The 22,332-nt window shown below is 68.4% G+C and carries 28 protein-coding genes; 2 read left to right on the top strand and 26 right to left on the bottom strand.

All coding sequences use genetic code 11. From position 1 onward, the window contains the following. The first annotated feature begins 8 nt into the window (after positions 1 to 8). A complete protein-coding gene (locus JAN5088_RS10855; protein ID WP_055682832.1) occupies positions 9 to 785 on the top strand; it encodes an amino acid ABC transporter permease in 777 nt (258 codons plus the stop codon). Between the two features lie 12 nt (positions 786 to 797). Here JAN5088_RS10855 and JAN5088_RS10860 read toward each other — a convergent pair whose 3' ends face one another. The 16 genes from JAN5088_RS10860 to JAN5088_RS10930 form a co-directional block, all read right to left on the bottom strand. Beyond that, positions 798 to 1,865 (bottom strand): quaternary amine ABC transporter ATP-binding protein, encoded by a 1,068-nt coding sequence (locus JAN5088_RS10860; RefSeq protein WP_055682833.1) that lies wholly within the window; start codon positions 1,863 to 1,865, stop codon positions 798 to 800. Further along, complete coding sequence (locus tag JAN5088_RS10865) at positions 1,865 to 2,911, bottom strand: ABC transporter permease (RefSeq protein ID WP_055682834.1); 1,047 nt, start codon at positions 2,909 to 2,911, stop codon at positions 1,865 to 1,867. The genes JAN5088_RS10860 and JAN5088_RS10865 overlap by 1 nt, the downstream gene beginning before the upstream one ends. A gap of 93 nt (positions 2,912 to 3,004) precedes the next feature. After that, positions 3,005 to 3,988, bottom strand: a complete 984-nt coding sequence (locus JAN5088_RS10870; RefSeq protein WP_055683324.1) for an ABC transporter substrate-binding protein — start codon at positions 3,986 to 3,988, stop codon at positions 3,005 to 3,007. 160 nt (positions 3,989 to 4,148) lie between these two features. Continuing rightward, positions 4,149 to 4,958 (bottom strand): division plane positioning ATPase MipZ, encoded by an 810-nt coding sequence (locus tag JAN5088_RS10875; protein ID WP_055682835.1) that lies wholly within the window; start codon positions 4,956 to 4,958, stop codon positions 4,149 to 4,151. A gap of 183 nt (positions 4,959 to 5,141) precedes the next feature. Beyond that, on the bottom strand, positions 5,142 to 5,363 hold the full coding sequence (gene rpmE, locus JAN5088_RS10880) for a 50S ribosomal protein L31 (RefSeq protein ID WP_055682836.1): 222 nt from the start codon (positions 5,361 to 5,363) through the stop codon (positions 5,142 to 5,144). Positions 5,364 to 5,375: 12 nt separating this feature from the next. Then, complete coding sequence (gene rplS / locus JAN5088_RS10885; RefSeq protein WP_055682837.1) at positions 5,376 to 5,753, bottom strand: 50S ribosomal protein L19; 378 nt, start codon at positions 5,751 to 5,753, stop codon at positions 5,376 to 5,378. A gap of 159 nt (positions 5,754 to 5,912) precedes the next feature. Then, entirely contained in the window at positions 5,913 to 6,689 is a 777-nt protein-coding gene (trmD, locus tag JAN5088_RS10890; protein ID WP_055682838.1) for a tRNA (guanosine(37)-N1)-methyltransferase TrmD, read from the bottom strand. A gap of 51 nt (positions 6,690 to 6,740) precedes the next feature. After that, positions 6,741 to 6,902 carry a DUF1328 family protein gene (locus JAN5088_RS18325; RefSeq protein WP_074962460.1) on the bottom strand — a complete coding sequence of 54 codons (162 nt, stop codon included), beginning with the start codon at positions 6,900 to 6,902 and terminating at the stop codon, positions 6,741 to 6,743. Positions 6,903 to 6,931: 29 nt separating this feature from the next. After that, complete coding sequence (rimM, locus tag JAN5088_RS10895; RefSeq protein WP_055682839.1) at positions 6,932 to 7,465, bottom strand: ribosome maturation factor RimM; 534 nt, start codon at positions 7,463 to 7,465, stop codon at positions 6,932 to 6,934. Positions 7,466 to 7,536: 71 nt separating this feature from the next. Further along, positions 7,537 to 7,968 carry a 30S ribosomal protein S16 gene (rpsP, locus tag JAN5088_RS10900; protein ID WP_055682840.1) on the bottom strand — a complete coding sequence of 144 codons (432 nt, stop codon included), beginning with the start codon at positions 7,966 to 7,968 and terminating at the stop codon, positions 7,537 to 7,539. 23 nt (positions 7,969 to 7,991) lie between these two features. After that, positions 7,992 to 8,288, bottom strand: a complete 297-nt coding sequence (locus tag JAN5088_RS10905) for a chorismate mutase (RefSeq protein ID WP_055682841.1) — start codon at positions 8,286 to 8,288, stop codon at positions 7,992 to 7,994. After that, positions 8,285 to 8,800, bottom strand: coding sequence for a GNAT family N-acetyltransferase (locus tag JAN5088_RS10910; protein WP_055682842.1), 516 nt, complete (start codon positions 8,798 to 8,800; stop codon positions 8,285 to 8,287). Before JAN5088_RS10910 ends, JAN5088_RS10905 begins: the two co-directional genes overlap by 4 nt. After that, on the bottom strand, positions 8,797 to 9,327 hold the full coding sequence (locus tag JAN5088_RS10915) for a GNAT family N-acetyltransferase (protein ID WP_233489766.1): 531 nt from the start codon (positions 9,325 to 9,327) through the stop codon (positions 8,797 to 8,799). Before JAN5088_RS10915 ends, JAN5088_RS10910 begins: the two co-directional genes overlap by 4 nt. A 20-nt stretch (positions 9,328 to 9,347) precedes the next feature. Further along, the gene (locus tag JAN5088_RS10920) at positions 9,348 to 9,866 is read right to left on the bottom strand and encodes a GNAT family N-acetyltransferase (protein ID WP_055682844.1); all 519 of its coding nucleotides are present in this window, start codon (positions 9,864 to 9,866) and stop codon (positions 9,348 to 9,350) included. Continuing rightward, positions 9,863 to 11,353, bottom strand: a complete 1,491-nt coding sequence (ffh, locus tag JAN5088_RS10925; protein WP_055682845.1) for a signal recognition particle protein — start codon at positions 11,351 to 11,353, stop codon at positions 9,863 to 9,865. Before ffh ends, JAN5088_RS10920 begins: the two co-directional genes overlap by 4 nt. Positions 11,354 to 11,541: 188 nt before the next feature. Next, on the bottom strand, positions 11,542 to 12,120 hold the full coding sequence (locus tag JAN5088_RS10930; protein ID WP_055682846.1) for an FMN-dependent NADH-azoreductase: 579 nt from the start codon (positions 12,118 to 12,120) through the stop codon (positions 11,542 to 11,544). 165 nt (positions 12,121 to 12,285) lie between these two features. Here JAN5088_RS10930 and JAN5088_RS10935 point away from each other — a divergent pair, with 165 nt between their 5' ends. Next, entirely contained in the window at positions 12,286 to 13,179 is an 894-nt protein-coding gene (locus JAN5088_RS10935; protein ID WP_055682847.1) for a LysR family transcriptional regulator, read from the top strand. On the opposite strand, the gene JAN5088_RS10940 is transcribed toward JAN5088_RS10935, so the two are convergent. From JAN5088_RS10940 to JAN5088_RS10985, 10 genes are all read right to left on the bottom strand, one after another. Further along, entirely contained in the window at positions 13,139 to 13,873 is a 735-nt protein-coding gene (locus JAN5088_RS10940) for a hypothetical protein (RefSeq protein WP_143114640.1), read from the bottom strand. The genes JAN5088_RS10935 and JAN5088_RS10940 overlap by 41 nt on opposite strands. A 112-nt stretch (positions 13,874 to 13,985) precedes the next feature. After that, on the bottom strand, positions 13,986 to 15,044 hold the full coding sequence (locus JAN5088_RS10945) for a dipeptidase (RefSeq protein WP_143114642.1): 1,059 nt from the start codon (positions 15,042 to 15,044) through the stop codon (positions 13,986 to 13,988). Then, positions 15,041 to 15,817 (bottom strand): ABC transporter ATP-binding protein, encoded by a 777-nt coding sequence (locus JAN5088_RS10950; protein WP_082429950.1) that lies wholly within the window; start codon positions 15,815 to 15,817, stop codon positions 15,041 to 15,043. Before JAN5088_RS10950 ends, JAN5088_RS10945 begins: the two co-directional genes overlap by 4 nt. Then, positions 15,805 to 16,626: an ABC transporter ATP-binding protein gene (locus JAN5088_RS10955; RefSeq protein WP_055682849.1), complete on the bottom strand. Its 822-nt coding sequence runs from the start codon at positions 16,624 to 16,626 to the stop codon at positions 15,805 to 15,807. The genes JAN5088_RS10950 and JAN5088_RS10955 overlap by 13 nt, the downstream gene beginning before the upstream one ends. Further along, on the bottom strand, positions 16,623 to 17,534 hold the full coding sequence (locus tag JAN5088_RS10960) for an ABC transporter permease (protein ID WP_055682850.1): 912 nt from the start codon (positions 17,532 to 17,534) through the stop codon (positions 16,623 to 16,625). The genes JAN5088_RS10955 and JAN5088_RS10960 overlap by 4 nt, the downstream gene beginning before the upstream one ends. After that, positions 17,531 to 18,598: an ABC transporter permease gene (locus JAN5088_RS10965; protein WP_082429952.1), complete on the bottom strand. Its 1,068-nt coding sequence runs from the start codon at positions 18,596 to 18,598 to the stop codon at positions 17,531 to 17,533. The genes JAN5088_RS10960 and JAN5088_RS10965 overlap by 4 nt, the downstream gene beginning before the upstream one ends. Before the next feature lie 13 nt (positions 18,599 to 18,611). Then, complete coding sequence (locus JAN5088_RS10970; RefSeq protein ID WP_055682851.1) at positions 18,612 to 20,210, bottom strand: ABC transporter substrate-binding protein; 1,599 nt, start codon at positions 20,208 to 20,210, stop codon at positions 18,612 to 18,614. Positions 20,211 to 20,314: 104 nt separating this feature from the next. Next, a complete protein-coding gene (locus JAN5088_RS10975; RefSeq protein ID WP_055683328.1) occupies positions 20,315 to 21,106 on the bottom strand; it encodes a metal ABC transporter permease in 792 nt (263 codons plus the stop codon). Next, positions 21,106 to 21,831 (bottom strand): ATP-binding cassette domain-containing protein, encoded by a 726-nt coding sequence (locus JAN5088_RS10980; protein WP_055682852.1) that lies wholly within the window; start codon positions 21,829 to 21,831, stop codon positions 21,106 to 21,108. The genes JAN5088_RS10975 and JAN5088_RS10980 overlap by 1 nt, the downstream gene beginning before the upstream one ends. Then, positions 21,828 to 22,304 (bottom strand): transcriptional repressor, encoded by a 477-nt coding sequence (locus tag JAN5088_RS10985; protein ID WP_055682853.1) that lies wholly within the window; start codon positions 22,302 to 22,304, stop codon positions 21,828 to 21,830. The genes JAN5088_RS10980 and JAN5088_RS10985 overlap by 4 nt, the downstream gene beginning before the upstream one ends. Between the last annotated feature and the right edge of the window lie 28 nt (positions 22,305 to 22,332).

Here is a 22,332-nt window from a genome sequence, read left to right on the forward strand (position 1 = left end):
CCGGCGGGATGACGGAGGGGCAGGAGGATTTTCCCTGGTGGCTGCTGGCCATCGGCGTCCTTCTGACCGGGGCCTATGTCGCCGTCCTGTCGGACGAGGCGACGCGGCAGGTCCTCGCGACCCTGCGGCAGGGGATCTGGATCACCGTCCTCGTGACCGTGGTGAGCTTCGCGGCGGCCTGCGTCGTCGGGCTGGGTCTCGCCCTCATGTCGCTGTCGGGGTCGGTGATGCTGCGGCAGGTGGCGCGGTTCTATGTCGAGATCATCCGCGGCATCCCGATCCTCGTCCTGCTTCTCTACGTGGCCTTCGTCTTCGCGCCGGGCCTCGTGCATTTCTGGAACTGGCTCGGCCTGCCCGAAGTGCGGACCCGCGATTTCAGCCTGCTCTGGCGGGCCGTGCTGGCGCTGGTGATCGCCTATTCGGCCTTCATCGCCGAGGTTTTCCGCGCGGGCCTGCAATCTGTCGGCACAGGCCAGATCGAGGCGGCCAAGGCGCTGGGCCTGAAGCCATACCACAGGTTCCGCCATATCGTGCTGCCGCAGGCCGTTCGCACCATCCTTCCGCCGCTGGGCAACGACTTCGTGGCCATGGTCAAGGACAGCTCGCTCGTCTCGGTCGTGGGCGTTCTCGATATCGCGCAGCTGGGCAAGCTGACGGCGGCGGGGAACTTCCGCTATTTCGAGACCTACAACGTCGTCGCGCTGATCTACCTGACGATGACGGTGCTTCTGTCGCTGGCCCTGCGGCGGCTGGAGCGGCGGCTGGGCCGCACCGGCCGGAGCTGAGGCGCCGCGCCCTCAGGCGACGCGGCGCGCGGGATCCGCGGCTTCGACGGGGACCAGCGCGCGCACCAGGTCGCGCATGTGCAAAAGCCCCACCTGCCGGCCGTCCCGCATCACGCGGTAGTGCAGGTTGGTGTCGCCTTCGGAGAGGGCGATCACGGATTCGAGGTTCTGCCCCGCATCCACCTCGCCCGCGAGGCCCGAGCCTTCGCGCGTCGTCTTCTCCATCACCGAGGCCACGCGCAGCACGCGGGCGCGGTTGATGTCGGCGATGAAGTCGATGATGTAGGGGTCGTTCGGATGGAGCAGGATCTCCTGCGGCTCACCCTGCTGGACGATGGCGCCGTCCTTGAGGATGACCAGGTGATCCGCCAGCTTGAGCGCCTCGTCGAGGTCGTGGGTGATGAACACGATGGTTTTCTGCAACTCCCGCTGCAATTCGATCAGCAAGTCCTGCATGTCGGTGCGGATCAGGGGGTCGAGCGCGCTGAACGCCTCGTCCATCAGCATGATCTCGGAATCGGACGACAGGGCGCGGGCGATGCCCACGCGCTGCTGCATGCCGCCGGACAGCTGGCCGGGGTAATAGTCCTCGTAGCCGGCGAGCCCGACCCGTTCGAGCCACTTCTGCCCCTCGCGGTCGGCCACGTTGGCCGACTCGCCCCGGATCCGCCGTGACATGCCCGCGTTGCGCAGGACGGTGTGATGGGGGAACAGGGCGAACTTCTGGAACACCATCGACATGGTGTTCTGGCGCAGCTGCGCCAGACGCGCGCCGTTGTAGGCCAGCACGTCCTCGCCGTTGACGATGACCTCGCCCGCGGTGGGATCGATCAGCCGGTTCAGGTGGCGGATCAGGGTGGACTTGCCCGAGCCGGACAGGCCCATGATGACGGTGATCCGGCCCGCGCGCACATCGACGTTGATGTCCTGCAGGCCGAGGACGTGATTGTGTTCCTCCAGCAGCTCAGCCTTGCCCATGCCGTCGCGGACATAAGCCATCATCGCCTCGGCCTCGGGGCCGAAGATCTTGTAGAGGTTGCGGATCGAGACCTTGACCTCGGGTGTATCGGTATCGGTCATCAGCGGGCACTCGCGTCGATGCGGCTCAGGGCGGCCTTTGTGGAACGGTCGAGAAGGACCGCGAGAAGCACGATGCAGAAGCCCGCGACAAGGCCCACGCCCAGTTCCAGGTTGCGGATGCCGGCGAGCACCTTGACCCCCAGACCCGGCGCCGAGACCAGCGAGGCGATGACGACCATGGCGAGCGACATCATGATGGTCTGGTTGATGCCCGCCATGATGTTGGGCAGGGCCAGTGGAACCTGCACTCCCCAGAGTTTCTGGCGCGAGGACATGCCGAAGGCATCGGCCGCCTCGATCACGTCGCGGTCGACGAGCCGGATGCCGAGATCGGTCAGCCGGATGACGGGCACGATGGCATAGAGGATGATGGCGATGCCGTAGAGCTTGGATTCCGTGACCGAGAACAGGAAGATGAGCGGGATGAGGTAGACGAAGGTCGGCAGCGTCTGGAGCATGTCGAGAACCGGGATCATCCCGCGTTGCAGCGCGTTCGACCGCGACATGGCGATGCCGATGGGCACCCCCAGCACGACGCAGATGATGGTGCAGACGAAGACGATCGACAGCGTCTGGATCGCGTCGTCGTAATAGTCGATGAACCCCATGAAGGCGAAGGCGAGCCCGACGAACAGCGTCACGCCCGGCTTGCGCGTGGCGAACCACGTCAGGATCATCAGAAGCGGGATCATCAGGAACCACGGCGTCGCCTCGAAGGCTTCGAGCGAGAAGTCGAGCATCCAGCTCAGCGGCTGGGTCAGCGGGTCGAGCACGACCTTGAGCGGGTTCTTGATGTCGAGGAAGCCCTGCTCCACCGCCTCGGTCATGTCGCGCGACCGGGGGATCGCACCGCAGGCCTTGTGCAGCGCGTCGAGCGACGGGAACGGCGTCTCCATCAGCGGGGGGCGGGGGGCCGGGGCGCCCTCCACGACGGTGCCGTTCGCGCGGGCGATCATCTCCGCCATGGTCAGCGGTCCGCCGGTCGCGCCGTCGCTGCACCAGTTCTCAAGGCCGAGAGCCCTGAAAATTCCGTCATAGGTGGCCATGGATTTCCCCGTATTGTCTTTATCGCCGGCTGCGGTCTGTCGCCGTTCGCCCGAAATGGCGCAGGCCCCGGAGGGCCCGCGCCGGATGTCATGTCACTGGATGAAGGCGGCCAGCTTCTCGCGGGCGGCGTCGTTCACCCATTCCGACCAGACGTCGGAGTAGTTGGTGAGGAAATAGACCGCCGTCTCGTCGTTGGAAGCCTTGTTCTCCTCCTGCCAGGCCAGGATGTCGTTCATCTGGTCGACGGTGAAGGTGACGTTGGACATCAGCTCCGAGATTTCGGGGTATTTCTCCTCGAAATCGGTGGTCACGACCGTCTTGACCGGGCCGACCGGATAGGACGACATGCCCACGTCGAGACAGTCGGGATCGGCGTTGCAGAGGTGCGCTTCCTCGTTGTAGGGGCCCAGGTCCACCTTGGTCATGTCGTATTTGCCCAGCACGCTGGTCGGCCCCCAGTAGTAGCCCAGCCAGGGCTTCCCGTCCTCGACCGCCGAGGCGATCGACGTGGCCATCGTCTCGCCCGAGCCGTGCTGGAACACCTCGAACCCATGGCTCTCGAGGTCGAGCGCACGGATGATCCCGGCGTTGGTGTTCTTGCAGCCCCAGCCTTCCGGACACTGGTTGAACAGGCCGCCGACCAGTTCGGGGTTGGCCAGCAGCCCCTCGATGGTGGTCAGTTCGGGGTGTTCCTCGGCCAGGTAGGTAGGGATCCACCAGCCTTCGACGCCGCCGGGGGTCAGCACGTCGGTCAGCGTGGTGATCGTCCCGGCCTCCGACAGCTCCTCGTAGGCGGGCGTGCCGTTGATCCAGAGTTCGGTCACGATGTCGGGCTTGCCCGTCTCGGAGACCGAGGCCAGCGACGGCGTGGTCGAGGACGGGATCTTCTTCACGTTGCAGCCGTATCCCTGTTCCATCAGGAAGCTGGCGACGCCCGTCACGACGGCGGCGGAGGCCCAGTTCATCTCGGTGATCACGATTTCGCCGGTGCAGGCGTCCTGCGCCATCGCGGTGCCGGCCGTCAGCCCGGTGGCCAGCGCGGCGCAGGCGGCCGTCTTCATCATCTTGGTCTTCATGTGGCGGTTTCCCTGTTCGTTGTCGTTCTTGCCTTCGCAATCTGTCGCGAAGGAGCCGCCAGACAGGCGGCATTCATGCAAACACGCTTTATTGCAAAGCGAGTCTCCCCTAAGGGTTGCAAGCGTCGGGTCCGAGGTCAACCCACCGGGCAGGTGCCGTTCAGAAGGCCATTTCCACGCCCGACAGGTTCAGCGACCGGATCAGGTCGCGCACCTCCTGCCGGGCGGCGACGTTCGAGAGGTTCAGGTTCGCGATCCCGATGTCCTTGAGGTCGAGCAGCGTCATGCCGCGCGGGAACAACTCGCGGAAGATCACGCGCTCGGAAAAGCCGGGGGCCACGCGGAAGCCGATCCGCTTGGCCAGGTCTTCCAGCGCCTGCCCCATCTTGCGCTTGTTGTGCATCTCCTGCGCGCCCAGACGGTTGCGCAGGACGATCCAGTCGATCGGCTTCTGGCCCGCCTTGGCGCGCAGTTGACGCGCATGCCAGACCATCTCGGAATAGACCGACGGGCCCAGGATGCGCCCGGTGTCCGGATCGATCCGGGCCAGCAGGTCGAAATCGACGAAACTGTCGTTCAAGGGCGTGACCAGCGTGTCCGCGAGGCTGTGGGCGATCTGGCTGAGCCGGGTATGGCTGCCGGGGCAATCGATGATGATATAGTCGCAGCTTTGCCGAAGCTGCGCCACGGCAAGGGCCAGCGACTTGTCGAAGGGGTTCTCGCCCTCGGCCAGTTCGGACCGGTCGACCTTGGGCAGGCCCATGACCTGCGGGGTCGGCAGCGTGGTGCCGTGGCGGGCGCCGTATTCTGCCCGGTTTTCGAGATAGCGCGTGAAGGTCCGTTGCCGCAGGTCGAGGTCGAGCGCGCCGACCCGCATTCCCGAACGCACCAGCGCCGTGGCGGTGTGCATGCAGGACGTGGACTTGCCCGAGCCGCCCTTTTCGTTCCCGAACACGATGATATGCGACATTTCCGTCCCCAAGCCTATGTCCACGGCGTTCTTAGGGTGCAAAGCCGCGATTGCCCAGCAACCGCGAATCGTCGCGGGAACGAAAAGCGTCCGATTCGGCAGAAACGACGCGGATTCCGTTACGTCAAACGCAGAACGCCGCCCCCGAGGGCGGCGTTCGCGGGTCGCAGGGGGCGGGCAGGTTCAGAAGCCCAGGCCCGCGTACTTGTTCTTGAACTTCGACACCCGGCCGCCGGTATCCATCAGGCGCGAGGTGCCGCCCGTCCAGGCAGGGTGGACCGAAGGGTCGACGTCGAGCGACAGTTGCGCGCCCTCGGTACCCCAGGTCGACCGCATCTGGACGACGGTGCCATCGACGAGCTTGACGTCGATCGTGTGATAGTCGGGATGCAGATCCTTCTTCATCTCGGTCGCTCCTTACTTGTCCGACGGTGCGCGGTAGTTGGTCTGTTCCACGATCCGGGCCGATTTGCCGCGGCGCGAGCGCAGGTAATACAGCTTGGACCGGCGAACCCGACCGCGACGCACGACCTCGATCGTGTCGATGTTGGTCGAGTGCAGCGGGAACACCCGCTCGACGCCCTCGCCGAAGCTGATCTTACGGACGGTGAACGACCCGGCGATGCCGCGGCCGTTCTTGCGGCTGATGCAGACGCCTTCGTAGTTCTGCACGCGGGTGCGCGTGCCTTCGGTGACCTTGAAGCCGACGCGGATGGTGTCGCCGGCCTTGAAGTCGGGAATGTCGTGGCCGAGTGCGGCGATCTGTTCCGCCTCGATCGTTGCAAGCAGGTCCATCGGACCCTCCTATGATAGCGCGCGGTTTGCCCGCGGATGATGTCCTGCGCCTTTGCGGCACGGCTTTTCTTTGTTGCAACGCAGAGCGCCCCGGCGGGCCGGGGCGATACGTCTGGCGTGCTCCTACGCGCAACGCGCGGGCGGATCAAGGGCGCGTCGTCAGTCCCCGGTGTCCCGCGCGGCCCAGAGGTCGGGACGGCGTTTGCGGGTCAGATCCTCGGCCTGCTTCCGGCGCCAGGCGGCGATGCGTCCATGGTCGCCCGACAGCAGCACCTCGGGGATGGCCCGCCCCTCCCACTCGGCCGGACGGGTGTATTGCGGATGCTCCAGCAGGCCGTCCGAGAAACTCTCCTCCTCGGTCGAGGCCATGTTGCCCAGCACCCCCGGCAGCAGGCGCACCGTCGCGTCGAGCAGGGCCTGCGCCGCGATCTCGCCCCCGGTCAGGACGAAATCGCCCAGCGAGACCTCGGACATGTCGAAGTGCTCCAGCACGCGCTCGTCCACCCCCTCGAACCGCCCGCAAAGAAGCGTGACACCCGGCCCGGCGGCCAGATCGCGCGCCATGGCCTGCGTGAAGGGCCTGCCCCGCGGGCTGAGATAGATGTTCGGTCCCGGCCCTGCCGCGGCCTGCATCGCGGCGGCCACCACGTCGGGCCGCAGCACGAGCCCCGCGCCCCCGCCGGCCGGCGTATCGTCCACCTTGCGGTGCCGGCCCCGCCCGAAGTCGCGCAGGTTCACGGTCGCGAGGGACCACAGCCCGTCGCGGAGCGCCGTCCCCGTCAGGGACTGGCCGAGGACACCGGGGAAGGCTTCGGGAAAGAGGGTAACGACGCGGGCCGCGAAGGCCGCATCCGGCGCATCGCCGGCCATCAGGTCGCGGGGCATGGCGGAGGGCTGCGCCCGCCGGGTGCCATGGGATCGGGTCGGATCGGACATGGGCCGCCCTTATCGCAAGGACGGCCCATGGGAAAGCGTCGGTCGTCCGGCTCAGGCGATTGCGAAGATCCCGAGAGCCATCAGCACGAGGATGACCAGCGCGATGACGATCAGGATCTTGGCGCCGGAGAGGGCGACGCCGGAGACGCTGTTCATGCCGAACAGGGCGGCGATGGCCGCGATGGCGAGGAGGGCGATGATCCAGCCGAGCATGTGGTTTCCTTTGCGGTTGCTACGCGCAGTCAACCCTCGGTCCCGTCGTCGGGTTCCTCCCCCGCATCGAACAGGCCGCCCGGCGGGTCGATCACCAGCCTGCGCGCCGTCAGATCGACCGTCGGCACGATGGTCCGGGTAAAGGGAACCAGAACCGCGGGACCGGCCTCGGGCCGCAGTTCCAGCAGGTCGCCGGCCCCGTGGTCGTGGATGGCGTGGACCCGGCCCAGGGGGGCGCCGCCGGTATCGACGGCCTCCATCCCGATGAGGTCGGAGTGGTAGTATTCCTCCTCCCCCGGATCGGGCAGGGCCGAGCGCGGCGCCCAGAGCCGCTGGCCCTTCAGCGCATCGGCGGCTTCCTTGTGCGGGACGCCCGACAGGCGCACGGCATAGCCGCCCTTGACCGGCCGGACGACGGTCAGGGCGTAGGTCCGCCCCATGTCGTCGGTCAGCGGGCCGTAGTCGCCGATGGCGGAAGGCTCCGCGCAGAAGCTCTTGACGCGGGCTTCGCCGCGCACGCCGTAGCTGCCGGTGACGGCGCCGAGGCAGACGTGGTCTTTCATGTCGATGTCCCGAATTGCGCGAGAGGTGCGGGCAGAAAAAGGGGGCGCGGACCGCGCCCCCCGAAGACCGGTCACTCGGACGCGGTCTCGTCCTTCTTGTCGTCGTCGCCGGAGACCACGTCGGCCACCGTCTCGACCACCGACTCGGCGGCGGCGGCCACGGCGGCGGCGGCCTTCTCGGCCCGCTCCTTCACGCGGTCCAGCGCCTTCTTGCCGGGCTCGCCCTTCTTGGTGTTGGCACGCTCCTTCTTGGGCGAGACGCCGGCGGCTTCGAGGAAGCGCGATACCCGGTCCGTGGGCTGCGCGCCCTGGCCCAGCCAATGCTTCACGCGGTCCAGGTCCATCTTGACGCGGTCCTCGGAATCTTTGGGCAGCAGCGGATTGTAGGTGCCCAGCTTCTCGATGAAGCGGCCGTCGCGGGCCATGCGGCTGTCGGCGGCGACGATGGAGTAATGCGGGCGCTTCTTGGAGCCGCCGCGGGCGAGCCGGATCTTCATTGCCATGTGTTCGTTCCTTCTTTCGTCTCTTACGATTGCTGTTTCCGGTGATGTCGGATGACTTCCTCGATGATGAAGCCGAGGAATTTCTTGGCGAAGCCGGGGTCGAGCCCGGCCTCCTTCGCCATGGCTTCGAGCCGGGCGATCTGGACGGCCTCCCGCTCCGGGTCGGAGGGGGGGAGGTCGTGTTCGGCCTTCAGCCTGCCCACGGCCTGCGTGTGCGAAAACCGTTCGGCGAGCGTATAGACCAGCACCGCATCCAGACGGTCGATGCTGGCACGGTGGTGTTTCAGGATCTCGGTGGCGCGGGTTGCGGGGTCGGTCATGCGATCTCCTCCGGGGCGGGGTGGCGCCAGACGGGGATGTCGCCCAGACGGTTGTGCTGCCACGTCCCGTCGCGGGTGCAGCCCATCCGCCGGGCCAGCGCCTGCGACCTGCGGTTGTCGTCGGCGACCAGGCTGATGGCCGTCGTCCACCCCAGCGTGCCATAGGCATGGTCCCGGGCCGCGCGTGCCGCCTCCTGCGCGATGCCGCGCCCTTCGGCGCCATCGAACAGCGACCAGGCGATCTCGGGCTCCGGCCAGTCGTCGGGATGGAACAGGCCCACGACGCCCAGGGGTGCGTCGTCGCCGGTCAGCGTGACGATCCAGCGGCCATAGCCCCGCAGGATCCATTGCCCCCCGAGGGCGCAGAACTGATGCCAGGCCGTCGGGCGGTCGACCGGGCCGCCCAGATGCGCCATCCGGTCGCTGGCGCGGAAGGCGGCATAGGCGTCGAAATCCGACAGGCGCGGCCCGCGCAGGGTCAGGCGTTCGGTGGTGAGGACGGGGATCGTCATGCCGCCTCCTTCCAGTGCCGCCAGACAGTGACCCGGCCGTCGAACAGCGTGCCGTCGGGCCGCGCGCCCAGCCGCGCCGCCAGCCGTTCCGACCGGGTGTTTCCGCGCGCGACATAGCTGACGAGCGACGGCAGGCGCAGGACCGACCGGGCGTGGTCGCGGGCGGCGGTTGCCGCCTCCAGCGCAAGACCGCGCCCTTCGTGTTCTGGGGTCAGCAGAAAGCCCAACTCATGCTCCCGGTCGCCCGGCTCGGTCCCGATCAGGACGAAGCCCGCGATGTCATCCGCATGTTCGACGGTCCACATGCCATGACCGCGCAACATCCAGGTGGCCGTCATCGAGCAGAAATCGGCCCAGCTTTCGGCCGGGGTCGAGGGGCCGGTCAGGCCGATCCGCTCGCTGCCGGTGATCGCATGCAGCGCGTCGAAATCCGTCAGGCGCGGCGCGCGGAGGACGCAGCGCGCCGTCCGCAGGACCGGCACGATCTGCTCCAGCGACGCGGCGCGCGCCGCGGCGGGGGGCGTCACGGGGATGGTCCGGGGGGCGATCACGAGCGTGCCCCGTGACGGTAGACCGCTGTTTCCTGCGTCGTTTCGCCCCTGGGCAGCGCGGCCTGCGGGTCGTGGCGCGCGCCCAGCCGTTCGGCCAGCGCGACCGAGCGGCTGTTGGCGGGCGTGATGTAGCTGACGACGGTGTCGCGGCCCATGGGACCGAACGCATGGTCGCGCGCGGCGGAGGCCGCCTCGAACGCAAGGCCCTGGCCCTGTGCTTCGGCCGTCAGCATCCAGCCCAGCTCGAGTTCGGGAAAACGCGGCGGCTGCGTCAGCGCGACCTGGCCGATGCAGACCCCGTCGGCGCGCCGCTCGATGGCCCAGCCGCCCCAGCCGTAGATGCCCCACGCCCCGGCCTCGGCGGTCACGCCGTACCAGACGCCGTCGTCGCTGTCGGGCGCATGCAGGAACCGGCCGTGATCGGACCGGACGATGCCGAGCAGGACGGGAAAGTCCGCGGCCCGGTGGGCACGCAGGCGCAGGCGCTCCGTCTCGATGATCGGGGCGTCCGTCACTTCTTCTTGCCGATGCCCGACAGGCCCGGAAGGCCGCCGCCGCCAAAGGGGTTCTGGCCCGGCATGCCCTTCATCTGGCCCAGCTGGCGGCTCGCCGCCTCCAGCGCGGCGGGGTCCATCTGCGAGGGGTCGGGCATGCCGCCGCCCTTGCCGCCCATCATCGCCATGGCCTTCTTGAGCATCCCGCCCTTGCCGAGCTTCTTCATCATGTCGGCCATCTGGCGGTGCATCTTGAGAAGCTGGTTCAACTCCTGCACCTCGAGCCCCGCGCCCGCCGCGATGCGCTTCTTGCGGCTGGCCTGGAGGATCGCGGGGTTGGCGCGTTCCTTCTTGGTCATCGAGTCGATCAGGGCGATCTGGCGCTTGAGGACCGAGTCGTCGATACCGGCGGCGGCCATCTGCTTCGACGCCTTGCCCATGCCCGGCATCATGCCCATCAGGCCTTCCATGCCGCCCATCTTCTGCATCTGCTGCAACTGGCCCTTGAGGTCGTTCATGTTGAACAGGCCCTTCTGGAAGCGCTTCATCATGCGCTCCTGGGCCTCGACCTCCATGACCTCCTGCGCCTTCTCGACCAGGGCCACGATGTCGCCCATGCCGAGGATGCGGCCCGCGATGCGCTGCGGCTCGAAGGTCTCGAGCGCGTCCATCCTCTCGCCCAGGCCCACGAAGCGGATGGGCTTGCCGGTCACGGCCCGCATGGACAGGGCGGCCCCGCCGCGCCCGTCGCCGTCCATCCGCGTGAGCACGACGCCGGTGACGCCGACCTTGGCGTCGAACTCCTCGGCCACCTCGACGGCGACTTGCCCGGTCAGGCCGTCGACCACCAGAAGCGTCTCGCGCGGCTGGACGGCGGCGTGGACGGCTGCGACCTCGTCCATCAGCACCTGGTCGATCTGGAGCCGCCCGGCGGTGTCGAGCAGGTAGACGTCATAGCCGCCCAAGCTGGCCTGCTGCTTCGCGCGCTTGGCGATGTCGACCGGCCGCTGCCCGGCCACGATGGGCAGGGTGTCGACGCCGATCTGGGTGCCCAGGATCGCCAGCTGCTCCATCGCCGCGGGCCGGTTCACGTCGAGCGAGGCCATCAGCACGCGCTTGCCCTCACGCTCGGTCAGCCGCTTGGCGAGCTTGCCGGTCGTCGTCGTCTTGCCCGACCCCTGAAGACCCACCATCAGGATGGGCGCGGGCGGGTTGTCGATCTTCAGCGGCGGAATGCCCTCGTCACCCGCCAGCATCTGCACCAGTTCGTCGTGGACGATCTTGATGACCTGCTGGCCCGGCGTGATCGACTTGGTGACGGCCGCGCCCGTGGCCTTCTGCGTGACGCGCTTGACGAAATCCCGCGCGACCGGCAGCGAGACGTCGGCTTCCAGCAGGGCGACGCGGACCTCGCGCATGGCGGTGCGGACGTCGTCCTCGGACAGGGCGCCCTGCTTGGTCAGGCGGTCGAAGACGCCGCCCAGGCGGTCTGACAGGCTCTCGAACATGGCGTCTCACTCTCCAGTCGGTGCCGGCCGGAACGGCGGCTCAATGCGCGAACGCCCCCGCGGGCGTGAAACGCTGGCGGAGGGCGATCCCCGGATCGTCGGGGACCGGAGGCACGGGGCATCCGGAGTCGGCGGCTCTGTTACGCCCCCCGGCCCGCCGCGTCAAGCCGGGGGGCCAGGGGGCGGCATCAGGCGGCCAGCGCGGCGATCTGCATCCTTGCCTCGCGGGGGGCGTCGTCGCCCCGCGCCATGTGCCGGTCGGTCGCCACGACGGTCGTGTCGGTGATGCCGACGAATGCCAGGACGTGACGCATGTAGGCGGTGGCGAAATCGGCCTCCGACCCCACCTCCGTGCCGCCCGAGGCCACGGCCAGGATCGCGCTCTTGCCGCGCAGCAGCCCCTCGGGGCCGGCCACGTCATAGCGGAAGGTGACGCCGGGGCGGCAGATCAGGTCGACCCAGATCTTGAGCGCGCCGGGAACGCCGAAGTTGTAGATGGGGACCCCGATCAGGAGAAGGTCCGCGGCCTCGATCTCGGCGATCAGCGCGTCCGACAGGGCGAGCGCGGCGCGATGGTCCGCAGTGCGCTCGGCTTCGGGGGCCCGGCTCGCCGCGACCCAGCAGCGGTCGATCTGGGGCAGGGCATCTTCGCCGAGGTCGCGGCGGAGGTCTGCCTGCCCCACCCGCGCCTCGATCCGGTCGAGCATGGTTCGGGTGATGGAGCCTTCGGCCTGGGCCGAGCTGTCGATACGCAGGATACGGGTCATCCGGGTGTCCTTTCAGAGCGTTGCCATCTGAAACCTAAAGACCCGTTTTCCGCACCGATATCCCGGCGGGCGCAGGTCTCCTGTGCATTCCCGCGTGGTTGCGCCTTTCTGCCCGCACGCACGGATGTTAGGGTCCTTGCAATGCAGCCGTGGAGAATCGCACAGATGGCAGTCAATGGCTGGGACGAGGTCCGCACCGCCTATCACGTCGCGCGGCTGGGGACCGTTTCGGGCGCGGCGCAGGCGCTGGGCGTGCATCATGCGACCGTGATCCGCCATGTCGACAACCTTGAGGCCTCGCTGGGCACCAAGCTGTTCCAGCGTCATGCGCGCGGCTACACGCCGACCGAGGCGGGGCAGGACCTGTTCAAGGTCGCACGGGCGGCCGACGACCAGTTCGCACAGCTTGCCAACCGCATCCGCGGTCGCGGGAACGAGGTGACGGGCGAGCTCATCATCACCTCGCTCGCCATTCTCGCCCCCCTCCTGTCGCCCGCGCTCGCCGCCTTCCGCGAGGAACACCCCGACGTCACCGTCAGGTTCCTGACCGACGAACGGGTGTTCCGCCTGGAATACGGCGAGGCGCATGTGGCCATCCGCGCAGGCTCGCCCCCCGATCAGCCCGACAACGTGGTGCAGAAGTTCTACGATCAGGGCTTCGGGCTCTATGCGTCGAAGGACTATATCGCGCGGCACGGGCGGCTCGACGATCTTGACGACGTGGGCAGCCACACCTTCATCGGATCGGCGGAGGATGTCCCCCGCGCGTCGTTCTTCGCCTGGATGCGGGCGAACATCCCGCAGGCCAACGTGGTCTACCGGGTGAACGAGATCACGGCCGCGCGTCCCGCCATCCTGGCCGGGCTGGGGATCGGGTTCTCGACCACCTGGGCCGAAGCCAACTGCGAGGAGACCGAGCTTCTGTTCCCGCCGCGCCCGGAATGGAACAGCCAGCTCTGGCTCGTCACCCACGTCGACCTGCACCGCACCGCCAAGGTGCAGACCTTCGTGACCTTCCTCAAGGACTGGTCCCGCCGCTGGCCCGTGGATGGGGGCTGACGCGTTCCCACAGCTTGAAGGCGACGTAGAGCAGGGCCCAGAGGGCGATGTAGAGTTCCGTGATCTCGGTGGTCCAGCGCACGCCCCGTTCGATCATCGGGGCCAGGTCGAACAGCCGGTCGGCGATCTTGAGGATCGTCATGGCAAGGACGCAGTGCAGGATCGGCAGCAGAAAGGGATGCGCGCGGACGTCCGCCCAGATCGCGCGCGGCAGCACGCGGACACGTGGCAGATGCAGCGCATATGCGGCGACGCAGAAGACGAGGTAGAAGTACTCCGGGCGGCCGTGAAGCTCACCGATGTTGTGGAAGGTGAACTCCTGCTGTGCGTTGGCGTCGAGCATCCATTCGGGAATGTCGTAGCCGAGCAGAGGCTGGAAATACTGCACCTCCTCCAGGCAGGCGAAGGCGGCGACCCCGGCAAAGACCAGGAAGGCCGCGGCCTGCAACCAGGCGCCCCCGCAACGGGCATGGCCGATCCCGAGCCCGAGACCCAGGACGAAGGCGCCGAGGAAGGCGGCTGCCGTGGCCATCTCGGTGAAGGTATATTCCCGACCCGTCCTGAACCCGAGGGCCGCGAGGTCGTGCGTCAGGGGGTTGAAGATCAGCGCGCACCAGACCGCCAGGGCCAGGACGCACAAGGCGGACAGCACATTGCCGAACAGCCGCATCCGGCCATCTAACTCGTGACGCATTTCAGTTCCGGGGGCTCCGCGTGTTTCGATGATTGGATCATCTCCCCGGCCATCTTTCCGGTCGAGATGTCGAATGCGGTCCAATCGCAGGCGATTGTTCCCGGATGGGTTCTCAGCCGCCCCAGGTCCGCCGCAGCATGTCGATCCAGTTGCCCCAGGCGATCCGGCCGATCAGCTCCTCGCCCCAGCCCGCATCGCGCATCGCCTGAACCAGCGCGGGCAGACCGGCCGCGTCGCCGATGGCCGCGGGCATGACGGCGCCGTCGAAGTCGGAGCCGAGCGCCACGCCGCCCTCGCCCAGCTTGCCCAGCAGGTGGTCGAGATGGCGCAGCATCACGTCGAGGTCCATGTCCGGGTCGCGCCCCCCGTCGGGCCGCAGGAACCCCACCGCGAAGTTCAGGCCCACGAGACCGCCCGAGGCGGCGATGGTGTCGAGTTGCCGGTCGGTCAGGTTGCGGCTGGAGGGCGAGATGGCGTGGACGCCCGAATGGGTCGCCACCAGCGGCGCATCCGACAGCGCGGCCACGTCGTCGAGACCCTTTGCGTTCAGGTGCGACAGGTCCAGCATGATCCGCAGCGCGTTGCATTCGCGCACGAGGTCGCGCCCGGCGGGCGTCAGGCCCGGCCCTGTGTCGCCGTCGGAGGGAAACCGGAACGGCACGCCGTGGCCGAAGGCGGTGGGCCGCGACCAGACGGGGCCGAGCGTCCGCAGCCCCATCGCGTGGAAGGCGTGCAGCGCGTCGAGGTCGGTCCCGATGGCCTCCGCCCCCTCCATGTGCATCACGGCGGCGACGGCGCCGGCCGTGCGTGCCGCCTCGATCTCGGCGGCGGTGCGGCAGACGCGGAGCGCGCCCTTCGACACCCGCTCCAGCCGAAGCAGGATGCCCGCCATGTCGAGCGCTATGGCCTGCGACGCGGCGCGGGGCATACGCTCGGGCAGGGGAAGGTCGTAGGGCACGCGGCCCATGGCGACGTCATGGTCGACGCCGTCGTCGGGCGAAGGGATGTAGATCGCGAACATGCCGCCCGCGAAGCTGCCCGCCTGTATCCTGGGCAGGTCCAGTTGCCCCTTGCCGTCGCCCCGCAGGAAGGCGTCGTCGCGCCGGTCTTCCGGCAGGTTCAGCAGGCGCAGCAGAAGGTCGTTATGTCCGTCGAAGATGGGCTGGATCATGTTACGGGGTCCGCACGGGTGAAACCGCGCGAGGCGGCGAGAAGGCGTTGGGTGTAGGGCTGCGTCGCACGCAGCGCCCGCAGGTCGGCGCGGGTCAGCGTCTCGACCACGCGGCCCTGTTCCATCACGGACAGGCGTTCGCACATGTGCGCCACGACGCCCAGATCGTGGCTGACCATGACGTAGGTCAGGCCGCGCTCGACCCGCAGCCGGTCCAGGAGATTCAGCACCTCGGCCTGGATCGACGCGTCGAGCGCCGAGGTCGGCTCATCCAGCAGCATGATCTCCGGCTCCAGGATCAGGGCGCGGGCGATGGCCACCCGCTGCCGCTGGCCGCCCGACAGCTGATGCGGAAAGCGAAAGCGGAAGCCCTGGCCCAGCCCCACCTCGTCGAGCGCGCGGGCGATGCGCTTCTCGGCGTCGCCCATCCGGTGGATCGCCAGCGGCTCGGACAGCACGCGGTCGACCGTGTGGCGGGGGTGCAGGCTGCCGTAGGGGTCCTGGAACACCATCTGCACGCGGCGATAGAAGGCGCGGTCGCGCTTGCGGCCAAGGGTCTGCCCGTCGAGGGTGATGGTGCCCTCGCTGACGGGGGCCAGCCCCGCGACGGCGCGCAGGACGGTGGACTTGCCCGACCCGCTTTCGCCCACAAGGCCGTAGCTTTCGCCGCGCGTCACGTCGATCGATACGCCCCGGACGGCGTGGACCGGGCCGGACTTGCCCGGGAAGACGACGTTGAGATCCTGGATCGACAGCAGGGTCACAGGGCCCATTCCTCCTGCCGGTCGAGGGTGGGGAGGGGGCCCGGTTCGCGGTCGAGACGCGGCAGGCAGTTCAGGAGGCCGCGGGTATAGGGATGTTTCGCACGATCCAGATCCGCGGCGGCCAGTTCCTCCACCACCTTGCCGGCATACATCACCAGCACCCGGTCGCAGAAGGTCGAGACCAGCCGCAGGTCATGGCTGATGAAGACGAGGCCCATCCCCCTGTCGCGCACCAGATCATCGAGGATGCGCAGCACTTCGACCTGAACGGTGACGTCGAGCGCGCTCGTCGGCTCATCGGCGATCAACACTTCCGGTTCGGCCATCAGCATCATGGCGATCATCGCGCGCTGTCCCATGCCGCCCGACAGCTCATGCGGATAGGCGCCCAGCACGCGGTCCGCATCGCGGATCTGCACCGCCTCCAGCGTGCGGTGCGCGGTGGAGGCGGGGTCGGCCACGCCTGCGATGCGCCCGGCCTCGCGCATCTGGGCGCCGATGGTCATGACGGGGTTCAGCGAATATTTCGGGTCCTGCATCACCATGGCGATGCGCCGGCCCCGGATCGCGCGCCAGTCGCGGGCCGTCGCACGGCGCAGGTCCTGTCCGTCGAAATCCAGCCGTTCGGCCCGCGCCCGCCCTGGCGGCGGCGTCAGCCCCAGCAGGGCGCGGCCCGTCTGCGATTTGCCCGATCCGCTCTCGCCCACGATGCCGAGGCGCTCGCGCCCCAGGTCGAAGGACACGTCGCGGACCACGTCGACCCAGCCGTCGCGGGTGGGAAAGCTGACGGTCAGGTCGCGGACCGAGATCAGGCTCATGTCCGCGCCTTCGGGTCGAGGATGTCGCGCAACCCGTCACCCAGCAGGTTGAAGCCCAGCGAGACGACGAAGATGGCGATGCCCGGCATCGTGGCGACCCACCAGTAGTCGATGATGTAGCCCCGCCCCGCGGCGATCATGGCACCCCATTCGGGCTGCGGCGGCTGCGCGCCGAGCCCCAGGAACCCGAGGCCTGCCGCCGTCAGGATGATGCCCGCCATGTCGAGCGTCACGCGCACGATCACCGACGACAGGCAGAGCGGCGTGACATGCCCCCAGAGGATGCGCGCCGACGACGCCCCCTGCAGCCGGATCGCGGCGATGTGGTCGGTGTCGCGGATCGTCAGGGTCTCGGCCCGCGCGAGGCGCGCATAGGGCGGCCAGGAGGTGATGGCGATGGCGATGATCGCGTTCTCGATGCCCGGCCCGAGGGCCGCGACGAAGGCCAGCGCAAGGATCAGGCGGGGAAACGCCAGGAACACGTCGGTGATGCGCATCAGCACGGTATCGACCCAGCCGCCGAAATAGCCCGCGCAGGTGCCCACCAGCAGGCCGATGGGCGTGGCGATCACCGCGACCAGCGCCACCACCATCAGGGTGATGCGGCTGCCGTGGACGATGCGGCTGAAGATGTCGCGGGCCTGGTCGTCGGTGCCCATCAGGTGCTCCGCGCTGGGCGGAAGCAGGCGCGCGGTTCGCAGGCCGCCGCCCCGCAGCGGGTCGTAGGGCGCGATGACGTCGGCGAAGATCGCCATGGCCACCAGCGCCAGGACGATGCCCAGCCCCACCATCGCCAGCCTGTTGCGGCTGAACGCCATCCAAAGGCGATAGCTCTGCCCCAGCCGCGCCTGACGGCGCGAGGCCGGCGCCTCGGTCAGCAGCCAGTCGCGGCGCGCGGCCCCGATCATGACCGCCGCACCCGCGGGTCGAGCACCGCATAGAGAAGGTCCGACAGAAGGTTCAGCCCCACGAAGATCGCCCCGATCACCAGCGTGCACCCCAGCACGGCGTTCATGTCCGCGTTCTGGAGCGAATTGGTCAGATACATTCCCAGCCCCGGCCAGGCGAAGACCGTCTCGGTGAGCACCGACCCTTCGAGCAGGGAGGCATAGCTGAGCGCGATCACCGTCACCAGCGGCACTGCCGCGTTCCGCAAGGCGTGGCCCCAAATGATCCGCGCCTCGGACACGCCCTTGACGCGGGCGGTGGTGACGTATTCCTGCGCGAGTTCGGCCAGCATGAAGCTGCGGGTCATGCGGCTGATGTAGGCCATCGAGAAATAGCCCAGCAGCGTCGCGGGCAGTGCCAGGTGCGACACGACGTTGCCGAATGCGGCCCATTCGCCCGCGATTGCCGTGTCGATCAGCAGGATGCCCGTAACCTTGGTGAAGTTGTATTCATAGGCGATGTCGATGCGCCCCGGCCCGGCGACCCAGCCGAGGTTGGCGTAGAACACCAGAAGGCCCAGAAGCCCCAGCCAGAAGATCGGCGCCGAATACCCCACGAGGCCCAGCACGCGCACGATCTGGTCGGTCAGGCGCCCCTGGCGCACGGCCGCCAGAACGCCCACGGGCACTCCGATCAGCGTGCCCAGCAGGATGGCGACGGTCGCAAGCTCCAGCGTGGCGGGAAAGACGCGGGCGATGTCCTCGACGATGGGGCGCTTGGTCAGGAAGGACTGGCCGAAGTCGCCTTGCAGGACGCGGACGGTATAGAGGTAGAACTGCTCCCAAAGCGGCTTGTCGAGGCCGAGCGCGATGTAGGCCGCGTCATAGGTCGACTGGCTGGCGCGGTCGCCCACGACGGCCAGCACCGGATCGACCGGCACGACCCGTCCGATCAGGAAGGTCGCCAGCAGCAGGCCGAAGAAGGTGAAGGTGATCTGCCCCGCGAAGCGCAGCACCGCCCACCCCCTGCGCCGCAGATGGAAGAGGGCGTGCGATTGCACGCCCCCCCGGTCGATGAAGGACATGGTCCCGACCCCTTCAGCCCTTGGTGACGAACTCGAATGAGTTGTCGTTGAACGACGGCCCGATGATGAAGTTCTCGACCTCGTCGCGCATGGCCAGGACCTCGATCTCCTGGAACATGATGACGAAGGGCGAGACCTGCTGATGCTCGCGCTGCAACTCGCGGTACATCTCGGCGCGCTTCTCGGTGTCGGGCTCCAGCACGGCGGCGTCGGCCATCGCGGTCATTTCCGGAATGTCCCAGCTGTTGCGCCAGGCGAGCGGCTTCGCGGAGGCGTCGTCGGAGTTGTCGGGGTTGCGCGCGAAGGTGTCGGCGTTCGTGTGCGGGTCCTGATAGTCCGGGCCCCAGCGGCCGATGTAGATGTCGTGGTTGCGCGCGCGGTACTTGGTCAGCGTCTGCTGCCCGTCGCCCGGAATGATCTCGATGGTGATGCCCGCTCGCGCCATCGTCTGCTGGATGGCCTGTGCCATTCCGGTGATGTCGGGCGTGTTGCGCGTGTCCATCGTCACGGTGAACCCGTCGGGATACCCCGCCTCCTCCAGCAGCGCTTTGGCCTTGTCGACGTCGAGGGAATAAGGCGTCTCCTCCAGCACGCCGAGGAAGCCCTTGGGCAGGAACGACTGGTGCACCTCGACGAGGCCCTCCATCACGGTGTCCGCGATGGCCCCATAGTCGACGAGATACTTCATCGCCTCGCGCACCTTCGGATGCGACAGGTATTCGTTCTTCTGGTTCAGGCCGAGGTAGTAGATCGAGCCCTTGACCCCCTCCTGCACCTTGATGCCGTCGGCCCCGCGAAGCGCCTGGATGTCCTGCGGCGACAGCTTGCGGGCGATGTCGATGTCGCCTTCCTGCAGGAGCAGCCGTTCGGTCGCGGATTCGGGAATGTGGCGGTAGATCGAGCGCTCCAGCGCCGGCGGCTCGCCCCAGTAGTTCTGGTTGCGCTCCATCACCACGGCTTCGTTGGCGCGCCAGTCGCGGATGACGAAGGGGCCGGAGCCCGCGTAGTTGGTCTTGAGCCATTCGTAGCCGAAATCGCCGTCGGCCTCGTGCTCCAGCACCAGCGCCTTGTCGACGATGAAGCCCACCGTCGCCGTCAGGCAATAGAGCACGAGGGTCGGCGCATAGGCCTGATCCATCTCGAACTCGAAGGTCATGTCGCCGGTCTGGCGGATCGTCTCCTCGACGTTGTCGGGGGTGAAGCCGAACTGCGACAGGATGAAGGCCGGCGACTTGTCGAGCTTGATGACCCGCACGAAGCTGAACACCGGGTCTGCGGCCGTGATCGGGTTGCCGGAGGCGAACTGAAGGTCGGGCTTCATGGTGAAGGTGAAGGTCTTGCCGTCCTCCGACACCTCCCAGCTTTCGGCCAGCACGCCCGAGATGTCGGTCACGTCATCCACGTCGTAGCCCACGAGGCCGTCGTAGGTGTTGCCCAGGATCTCGGAGGCGGTGAACTCGAACACCTCGGCGGGGTCGAGGCTGATGATGTCGTCTATGGCCCAGGCCTGGATCAGGGTGTCGGGCGGCGTCGCGGCCCATGCAAGGGGCGCCTTGAGCAGGGCCGCCGCTGCCACGGAGGAAGCGAGGAGGGTGCGTCGGGAGATGTTCATGGGATGGACTCCGCTGTCGGATGGGTCGGCCTCTGATGGACCTTTCATGCGACAACAGGGCCCGTCGCGGCCGATCTTGTCAAGGGCGGCAGGCCGCCCCGGCCTCAGCCTCCTCCGCGACGGACCGCGGTGGCGGCGGCGAAGATCAGCGCCGCGATGCAGACGATCGTGGGCCCCGTGGGCGTGTCCCATGCCCATGACGCCCAGACCCCGCCAAGTGCCGCGACCCCGCCCAGCCCCGCCGCCGCCAGCGCCATCGTCTCGGGCGTGCGGACGAACCGCCGGGCGGCCGCCGCGGGGATGAGGAGGAGCGCGGCGATCAGCAGCACGCCCACCACCTTGATGGCCACCGCCACCACCACGGCCAGCGACAGCGTCAGGATCAGCTGCTCGCGCCGCGGGTCGATGCCCGCCGCATGGGCCAGGTCCGCCCCCAGGGTCGAGGTCAGCAACCGTTGCCACCGCCACGCCAGAAGCGCCGTGACCAGCGCCGCGCCGCCCCAGATCACCAGAAGGTCGATGCGTCCGACCGACAGGATGTCGCCGAACAGATAGGCCATGAGGTCGATGCGGACCCCGGGCAGGAACGCCACCGCCACCAGCCCGAAGGCCAGCGCCGAATGGGCCATGACGCCCAGCAGGGTGTCCGTCGCCTCGCCCCGCCCGCTCAGCCACCAGATCGCCAGCGCCATGGCCAGCGCCACGACCAGCGCGCCCGCCAGGATCGGCACCTCCAGCGCCAGCGCCAGCGCCACGCCGAGGATCGTGGCATGGGCCGTCGCGTCGCCGAAATAGGCCATCCGCCGCCAGACGACGAAGCAGCCGAGCGGCCCCGCGGCCAGCGCCACGCCCAGCCCCGCCAACGCCGCGCGGATCAGGAAGCTGTCGAGGAGGATCAAGCGGCGGGTCCGTGGTCGTGGCGATGCGTGTGCTCGTGGCGATAGAGCGCGAGCGCCCCCTGCGTGCCCGTCCCGAACAGCGCGCGATATTCGGGGGCGGAGGCCACCTGTTCGGGGTGCCCCTCGCAGCAGACGTGACCGTTGAGGCAGATCACCCGGTCGGAGGCGGCCATGACGACATGCAGTTCGTGGCTGACCATCAGGACGGCGCAGCCCGTCTCGGTGCGGATCGCCTCGATCTGGCGATAGAAGGCAGCCGATCCGGGCTGGTCCAGTCCCTGCGTCGGCTCATCGAGGATCAGAAGCTCCGGATCGCCCAGCAGAGCGCGCGCCAGCAGGACGCGCTGCAACTGCCCCCCCGACAGGGCGCCGACCTGTGCGGGCGCCACCTGCGGCACGCCCGCGCGTTCCAGCGCAACCCGTGCCTCGGCATCGCTGACGGGCCGCGGCAGGCTCAGGAACCGCCGGACGGTCATCGGCAGGCTCGCGTCGAGCGTCAGGCGCTGGGGGACGTAGCCGATCCGCAGGCCGGGGCGGCGGACGACGCGGCCGCGCGCGGGGCGGATCGCGCCGATCATCGCGCGCAGCAGGCTGGACTTGCCGGAGCCGTTGGGCCCCACGATGGTGACGATCTCGCCCGGGCGAAGGGTCAGGGTGACGTCGTGCAGCACCCGACGCGCGCCGTGCCGGATCTCCAACCCCTCGACGGCGATGAGGGTCATGCCAGGTCGATCTGGCATCTGGGACACAGCCCCTCGGCTTCCAGCACGGTGCTTTCGACGGCGAACCCGACACCGCTCGCGGCCTGGCCGAGGGCGTGGGTCGTGTCGACCTGCGTCTCGGCCACGGCCTCGCACCCCCGGCAGATCAGAAGGACCGGCGCGTGCCGCTGGCCCGGCGCGGTGCACGCCACGAAGGCGTTCAGACGTTCGACCCGATGCGCGAAGCCATGCGCCACCAGAAAGTCGAGCGCGCGATACGCCGTTGGCGGCTGCGGGTTCAGACCGTCGGCGCGCAGGATATCCATGATGTCATAGGCGCCCATCGCCTTGTGGCCGGTCAGCAGGATCTCGAGCACTCGCCGCCGCACCGGCGTCAACTGCAATCCGTCGGCCACGCAATGCGCGCGCACCGCCGCGATCCCCGCGTCGATGCAATCGGAATGGTCGTGGGTTTCGAAGCCGATCGGGGTCATTTTGGGTTGATATGTTATAACATCCGCC

The sequence above is a fragment of the Jannaschia rubra genome (assembly GCF_001403735.1).
Taxonomy (GTDB): Bacteria; Pseudomonadota; Alphaproteobacteria; order Rhodobacterales; family Rhodobacteraceae; genus Jannaschia; species Jannaschia rubra.